This is a genomic window from Methylobacterium sp. CB376 (assembly GCF_029714205.1).
GTDB lineage: Bacteria > Pseudomonadota > Alphaproteobacteria > Rhizobiales > Beijerinckiaceae > Methylobacterium.
The window spans coordinates 5,878,473-5,885,000 of the sequence record NZ_CP121648.1; the positions used below are offsets into that span (position 1 = coordinate 5,878,473).

At 75.0% G+C, this 6,528-nt stretch carries 7 protein-coding genes (1 of these 7 cut by a window edge); 1 reads left to right on the forward strand and 6 read right to left on the reverse strand.

Going from position 1 to position 6,528, the window contains the following annotated elements; all coding sequences use genetic code 11:
- Nucleotides 1–53 precede the first annotated feature (53 nt).
- The 6 genes from glyA to repA form a co-directional block, all read right to left on the reverse strand.
- A complete protein-coding gene (glyA, locus tag QA634_RS27040; RefSeq protein WP_012335076.1) occupies nt 54–1,322 on the reverse strand; it encodes a serine hydroxymethyltransferase in 1,269 nt (422 codons plus the stop codon).
- Nucleotides 1,323–1,430: 108 nt separating this feature from the next.
- The gene (locus QA634_RS35600; RefSeq protein WP_083784737.1) at nt 1,431–1,742 is read right to left on the reverse strand and encodes a hypothetical protein; all 312 of its coding nucleotides are present in this window, start codon (nt 1,740–1,742) and stop codon (nt 1,431–1,433) included.
- Nucleotides 1,739–2,539, reverse strand: a complete 801-nt coding sequence (locus QA634_RS27045) for an AIR synthase related protein (protein ID WP_341850688.1) — start codon at nt 2,537–2,539, stop codon at nt 1,739–1,741. Before QA634_RS27045 ends, QA634_RS35600 begins: the two co-directional genes overlap by 4 nt.
- Nucleotides 2,540–2,890: 351 nt before the next feature.
- Nucleotides 2,891–3,262 carry a hypothetical protein gene (locus QA634_RS27050; RefSeq protein ID WP_012335077.1) on the reverse strand — a complete coding sequence of 124 codons (372 nt, stop codon included), beginning with the start codon at nt 3,260–3,262 and terminating at the stop codon, nt 2,891–2,893.
- 157 nt (nt 3,263–3,419) lie between these two features.
- A complete protein-coding gene (repB, locus tag QA634_RS27055; protein ID WP_012335078.1) occupies nt 3,420–4,469 on the reverse strand; it encodes a plasmid partitioning protein RepB in 1,050 nt (349 codons plus the stop codon).
- Nucleotides 4,466–5,683 (reverse strand): plasmid partitioning protein RepA, encoded by a 1,218-nt coding sequence (gene repA / locus QA634_RS27060; RefSeq protein ID WP_012335079.1) that lies wholly within the window; start codon nt 5,681–5,683, stop codon nt 4,466–4,468. The genes repB and repA overlap by 4 nt, the downstream gene beginning before the upstream one ends.
- A gap of 325 nt (nt 5,684–6,008) precedes the next feature.
- On the opposite strand from repA, the gene QA634_RS27065 reads away from it, so the two are divergent.
- Nucleotides 6,009–6,528 carry the 5' portion of a metallophosphoesterase gene (locus QA634_RS27065; protein ID WP_012335080.1) on the forward strand. 230 nt of this gene lie beyond the right edge of the window, so 520 of the gene's 750 nt are visible here — the first part of the coding sequence; its start codon is at nt 6,009–6,011; its stop codon lies beyond the right edge, outside the window.

Consider the following 6,528-nt stretch of genomic DNA (forward strand, 5'->3'; position numbering starts at 1 on the left):
GCCCGCGCGACGCGTCCCCCCGGGCGCGTCGCGCGGGCGCGTTCGCGCCGCGGTCAGGCGCCGGGGTAGATCGGGAAGGCGCGGCAGAGCGCCTCGACCTCGGCGCGGACGCGCCCGGCGAGATCCGCGTCGGCGGGCGCCCGGACGATCCGCCCGATCCAGCCCGCGATCACCGCGAATTCGGCCCGGCCGAAGCCGCGCGTCGTGCCGGCATTGGCCGACAGCCGCAGGCCCGAGGGGGCTTCCGGCGGGCGCGGGTCGTAGGGGATCAGGTTCTTGTTCACGGCGAGCCCGGCCCGTTCGAGGGCCTTGGCCGCCACGTCGCCGGTCGTCCCGGTCCCGGTGAGGTCGACCAGCATCAGCCCGCTCGCCGTGCCGCCGGAGACGAGCCGCAGGCCCTGCGCGGCGAGCCCCGCCGCCAGCGCCTGCGCGTTGTCGAGGACGGCCTGGTTGTAGGCCCGGAATTCCGGGCGCAGCGCCTCTCCGAAGCAGGCGGCCTTGCCGGCCACCGCGTGCAGCATCACCGAGCCCTGCACGCCCGGGAAGATGCCGGACTGGATGCGGTCGCCGAGGGCCGGGTCGTTCCACAGCACGAAGCCGCCGCGGGCGCCGCGCAGGGACTTGTAGGTGGTCGAGGTCACCACGTGCGCGTGCGGGAACGGGTGCGGGTAGAGGCCGGTCGCGACGAGCCCGGCCACGTGCGCCATGTCGACCATCAGGAGGGCCCCGACCTCGTCGGCGACGGCGCGGAACCCGGCGAAGTCGAGGGCGCCCGGATAGGCCGAGCCGCCCGCCACGATCATCCGGGGCCGATGCGCGCGGGCGAGGGCGCGCACCGCGTCGAGATCGACGCACTCGCTCGCCCGGTCGACGCCGTAGCGCAGGATCCGGTAGTCGCGCCCGGTCAGGGTCGCCGGGTGGCCGTGGCTGATGTGGCCGCCCGCCGCGGTGTCCATGGCCAGGATCGTGTCGCCGAGGGCGATGAGGCCGAGGAAGACGCCCGCATTGGCGTTCGAGCCCGAATGCGGCTGCACGTTGGCGAAGCGGCAGCCGAACAGCCGCGCGGCCCGCCGGATCGCCAGGTCCTCGATCGCGTCGGCGAAGTCCGCGCCGCCGTAGTAGCGGGCGAAGGGCAGCCCCTCGACCGTCTTGTTGGTGAGGACGGAGCCCTGCGCCTCCAGGACCAGCCGGGAGACGATGTTCTCCGAGGCGATCAGCTCGATCCCGGCCTGCTGGCGGGCGAGTTCGCCGCGGATCGCCGCGGCGAGGTCCGGATCGGCGTCGAGGCCTTGGGTGAAGTAGCCGTCATGCAGGTGGGACATCGGGCAGGTCTTCCTCTCGCAGGGTCATCATAGGCCAGGGACGGCCGGAGGGAGAGCGCGCCGCGGCGGCGAGGCGGCCCGCCGGGCCAGCGGACGCGACGGCGCATCTCAGGCATGCGGCACCTCCGGCCGGGCGAGGGATGCGTCGGCCTCGGCGTGGTGGAGGGCGCAGGCCCGCCGGGAATCGGCGGTTGCCACCTGGAAAACCGCCGCGAGCCGCCGCAGCGCGAGCGTCGCGAGGGGGTTGCCGCGGATCCCGTCCTGCGCGTGGAAAACGTCGAAGCGGGCGACCTCGTCGGGACCGAAATGCGTGAGGTGGCCGGTCACGCGCGCGGACGAGGTCGTGGGCGTCGCCCGCGACCGGCTGCGCGGATCGGTGGAATGGGCCAGGACGGCGATGCGCAGGGGACGGTCCCTCACCGGGCGACCCTCCCGGGCGGGGCGCAGCCGATCAGGGGGCTCTCCCCGAAATCCCAGACGATCGCCTCCCCCTCCCCCCGCGCGGCGCGGGCGGCCGCTCCCGTCCACCGAGCCGAGGGCCGCCGCGGCGATGCCCCGGGCGGCGGAGCGCGCCACCCGCGCGACCCGGTCGGCGGGTTTGACGGCGAGCATGTCGCCCGGCCCGGCGTCGAAGCTGGCGAGGAGGCGGGTCGCGCGGCCGAGCACCGCCGCCGCGAGGTGGCCCGCCTCGCTGCGCAGGTTGGTGTGGCCGCCGACCACGGGTACGCCGTAGAGGCGGGCGGCGTCGGCGAGGGCGCGTAGCACCGAGTCGGCGCCCTCCCCGCCCCGCGCCCAGACGGCACCACCGCGAGCGGCCGCCCGTCCATGGCCGCCACGTCGCCGAGATTGCCCATCACGCCGCAATAGCCGGCAAAATACGGATCGGAGGCCACGACGCCGTCGAGGCCTCCCGCGGCGGCGAGGAGCAGGTGGCCGTCGCCGACCGGGATCGCCGCGCAATCGTCGCCGACCGGGACCGGGGCGGCGGAGAGGCGCAGATGCGCCGGGCCCTGCCGGACGGGCGGCGCCACGAACGAGAAGTCGGGGTCGTCGGGCACGAAGGTCTCGGGGAACCTGACGAAGCGGGCCCCCTTCCCGGCCCCCTTCCCGGCCGCCTCCCCGATCGCGGCGAGCACCCGCTCCGGGGCTCTCTCCGGCCGCGCCAGGTCGGGCGCGATCTGGACCGCGGCGGCCCTGACGCTCCGTGGCGCGGCCATCGGGCGACCGCCGCTCAGACGGTCCAGGTATCGACGATGAACGCGTTGGCCCGGTGGTGCGGAGGGGTGGACCCGGTCGGCCTTCGCCAGCCACGCGCGGGCCGGCGGGATCGGCGTCCGTGTCGAGCGAAGCCTTCTGCGTCTCCGGGGAGGCGCCGGAGGCAGTCCGGATCTGCCTCGGCGACTCGGCCACGCGGGCGCGGCTGGTCTCGGCCCTCGACGCGCTCGCCCTCGCCTCCGCCTCGATGCGACGCCGGGCGCTCGGCCGGCGTGCCTCGCGCAGCCCGGCTCGCGCCGTCGATCTCGCATCGTCGCGGCCGCCGAACCGGCCACCATCCCGGCGAAGGGTGCTCAGGCCTTCCCGGGCCCGACCGGGGCCAGCAGCCGCTCGATGTCGCGCAGGAGGCGCGCCAGCGACCGGCGGTGCCCCTCCATCGCCGGGTCGGCGAGGTCGATCGCGTCGAGGAGCTGCTCGGCGGAGGCGCGCAGGCCCGCGAGCTGATCCCGCAGCGACCGGTTCAGGGCGGCGACTTGGTCGGGCGGCAGGGGCGCCGCGCCGCAGCGCGGCACCGCCCGCGGGCCGAGCGCCGCCAGGATCCCATCCGGGATCCCGGGGCAGACCCATCCGGCCAGGCTGCACCCGCCCTCAGGGGGCGGCTCGTCATCCGCCTCGCACGGTAAGATGATCCGACCGGTCTGGTCGGGCGGCACACGCGATCCCATTGTTGTCCGCGCTCCCCAAGCGCAGTCCCGGGGCGACCACCGCCCCGGACTTTGGTCGATCGTAAGCTGAGCTGCGCGCGTTTGACAATCCAGGTCGTTTCTCAACGTAAGCGACCCGCTACCGTTCGGGCATGGCTTGGACCGAACGGGCGCGGCATCACTCCGCCCGGCCGGACTTGCGGGCCGTGAACCGCGCGTAGAGGTCGGGCAGCGACTCGACCAGGAAGGCGCCGAATTCCGGCTCGGCTCCCTCGTCGACGGTGAGCTGGGTGCGCCGGGCGGAGCGGTCGATGCGCACCACCGCGCGCCCGGCCGGGTTGGTCCAGGAGGTGACGGAGACCCCGCGCGCCTCGGAGCGCGGCGCCGTGAGGGCGGCGAGGAGCCGGGCGAAGCGCGCGTCGGATTCCTCGCGGGCGAAGTCCTCGGCCGCGAGCGCGGCCTCGACGATCCGGTCCGCGTCGGGCCGCGCCAGCGCCTCGACCAGGGCGGCCCAGCGGGGCCGGCCCGTGCGCGGGGCGGGGCCGATCGCGGCCAGTACCCGGGCGGGAACGGCGCGGCCGATGGCGATCAGGCGCGAGAGCTGGGACTTCTCCATCGACAGGGCCGACATGATGACGCTGCGGGCGAAGCCGCGATCCTCGAGCGTGACCGCGAAGGCGGCGCGCTCGATGTAGCTCAGGTCGGTGCGGGCGGAATTCTCCTGGCCCTGGGCGACGACGAGGTCCTCGTCGCTGAGCGCCTTGACCACCGCGCGGACCGGGCGCCCGAGTTCGGCGGCGACCCGCAGGCGGCGGTGGCCGTAGGCGACCTGGTAGCGTCCCGGCTGGGTCGGGTGGGGCCGCACCAGGATCGGCACCTGCTGGCCGCGGGTCCGGACCTGCTCCGTCAGGGCGGCGTGGTCCTCCGGCGAGATCCCGAGGCGGTCGGCGACGAAGGAGGGGTCGACGAGGCCGGGATCGATCTCCACCACCTTGTCTCCCGCCGCCACCATGGCGCGGGCCTCCTCGGCGGCGGTGGCGATGCGGCCGAGCGCCCGCCCCATCGCCCCCACGGCGCCGGAGCGCACCGCGGTCCGGACCGGTTCGGGCGGCGGGGCCGCCGGCGCCTCGGCCGGCGCGGCGGGGGCGGCCGGTGCCGGGTTGCCACTTGGCAACTCGCGGGCGCGGGCCGTGAGGGCGGCGCGGAGCGTGTCCTTGCGGGTCGTCATGCCGGGCGTCCCCAGGCGCGGTGCATCAGGGCCAGGATCTCGCCGTTGACCCCCTCCAGGGCCTCGATGGCGCGGTCGTAGGTGGCGCGCGAGAAGCTCTCGCGGCCGATCTCGTACAGGGTCTGCTTCGACAGGCCCGCATCCGAGACGGCGGTCGATTTCAGCATCGTGTGGGTGAGGACCCGCTCGCGGAACAGGGATCGCATGAAGGCGACCATCTGGGTCTGCGGCCCGTCCGAGGGCTCGTAGCGCGTCACCACGTAGCGCAGGAAGTCGTAGTCCAGGTCGGCGCCGGCCTCCTGCACCACCCCGAGCAGGTCGGAGGCCATCAGCAGGAACTGGCACATCGACATCACGTCGAGCATCTGCGGGTGGACCGTCACCAGCATGGCGGTGGCCGCGCAGAGGGCGCCCAGGGTGAGGAAGCCGAGCTGGGGCGGGCAGTCGAGGATCATGACGTCGTAGGCCTCGGCGACGCTGCCCAGCACCGTGGCGATGCGCCCGAAGAACGGCTCCGCCCCGGGATCGGCGAGCGCCTTGGGCGTGTCGTGCTCGAACTCCATCAGTTCGAGATTGGCCGGGACGAGGTCGAGGCCGGCGAAGTAGGTCCGCCGCACCACCTCGGCGAGGGGGCGGCGCGCCTCGTCGTAGCGGATCGCCGCGTAGAGGGTCTGGTTCGCCTCCACGTCGAATTCCGGCTGGTAGCCGTGCAGGGCGGTGAGGGAGGCCTGGGGATCGAGGTCGACGGCGAGCACCCGGTAGCCCTTGAGGGCGAGGTACTGGGCGAGGTGGGCGGCCGTCGTGGTCTTGCCCGAGCCGCCCTTGAAGTTCACCACCGCCAGCACCTGGCAATGCTCGCCGCCGGCGCGGTGGGGAACGTAGCCCTTGCTCTTGGGGCCGTCATCGAGGAGGCGGCGCAGCTCGTTGATCTGGTCGAGGCTGTAGGAGCGCCGCCCGCCCGGCCCGACCTCGGGCTCCGGCCCCTTGCCGGCGAGGGAGAGCTGCCGGAGGTAGCCGTCCGCCACGCCGATCAGCCGGGCCGCCTCGCCGGAGGTGAAGGAGCGCAGCACCTTCGAGGAGGCCGGCGGGAAGAGGGTCCGGCGCAGCGCGTTCAGCTCCGCCGAGAGCGCGCCGCCATCCGCGGCGATCTGCCGGGTGATCGAGGAGGGCCCGGCCGACTCGGCCGGAGGGAGGTTCTTCGGATTTTCAGCCATTTACGGCATCCAGGCGTCGAATCAGGATTTAGCCGTAAAAGGATGAGTACGCCGGATCCGCCGCGCAAAGCTTTTCCGGTCCCGGCCCGGCACCGCCCGGGCGAATCGCCGGGAGCGTTGCCAAGTGGCAACGCTCCCGGCAACGCTGCCCGGCATTGCTGCGCCGCGAGGCGCGCGCCCGGGGCGGAGGAGGGCGGCCGCGGCTGGGCCGTTCTCGCAGCGACCCGCCTCATGTAGAGCTGTCGCGCGCCGGCTCGCCGGCGTCCTCGCGGCCGGTCCGGCCCCTCGTCCGGGCTCCGCGAGCGCAGACCCGCCCCGGCGCCGCATGAGACACCCGCTCCGCCGCACACGCCCGGCCGCCCCGCGGCCGGTGGCGTACTGGCCGGCCCTCGAAGGCCGCCAACTCGCCGTGTTCGGCAACATCCACGGCCGCGACGACCTGCTCGCCGCCGCGTTGGCGCGCCTCGACGCCCGCGCCGTCCCCGGGGCCGCGCGGCCGACCGAGATCTATCTCGGCGACCTCATCGACTACGGTCCCGACAGCCGGGGCGTGATCGCGCGCCTGCTCGCCCGGGCGCAGTCGCGCGAGGTCATCGCCCTGCGCGGCGATCACGAGGCCCTGCTCCTGCGAGCCCTGTCCGACGACGCCGCGCTGCGCGCCTGGCTCGCGCGGCGGGGCGGGGAGGCGACCCTGCGCTCCTATCGCTGCCCGATCGCGGCCGGGACCGGCTGGGAGGCGGCGACGCGGGCGCTGCTGCGGGCGGCGCTGCCGCCCGCGCACCTCGCCTTCCTGCGCCGGATGCCGGTGAGCTTCAGCCTCGGCGCGCTCTACTTCGTCCATGCGG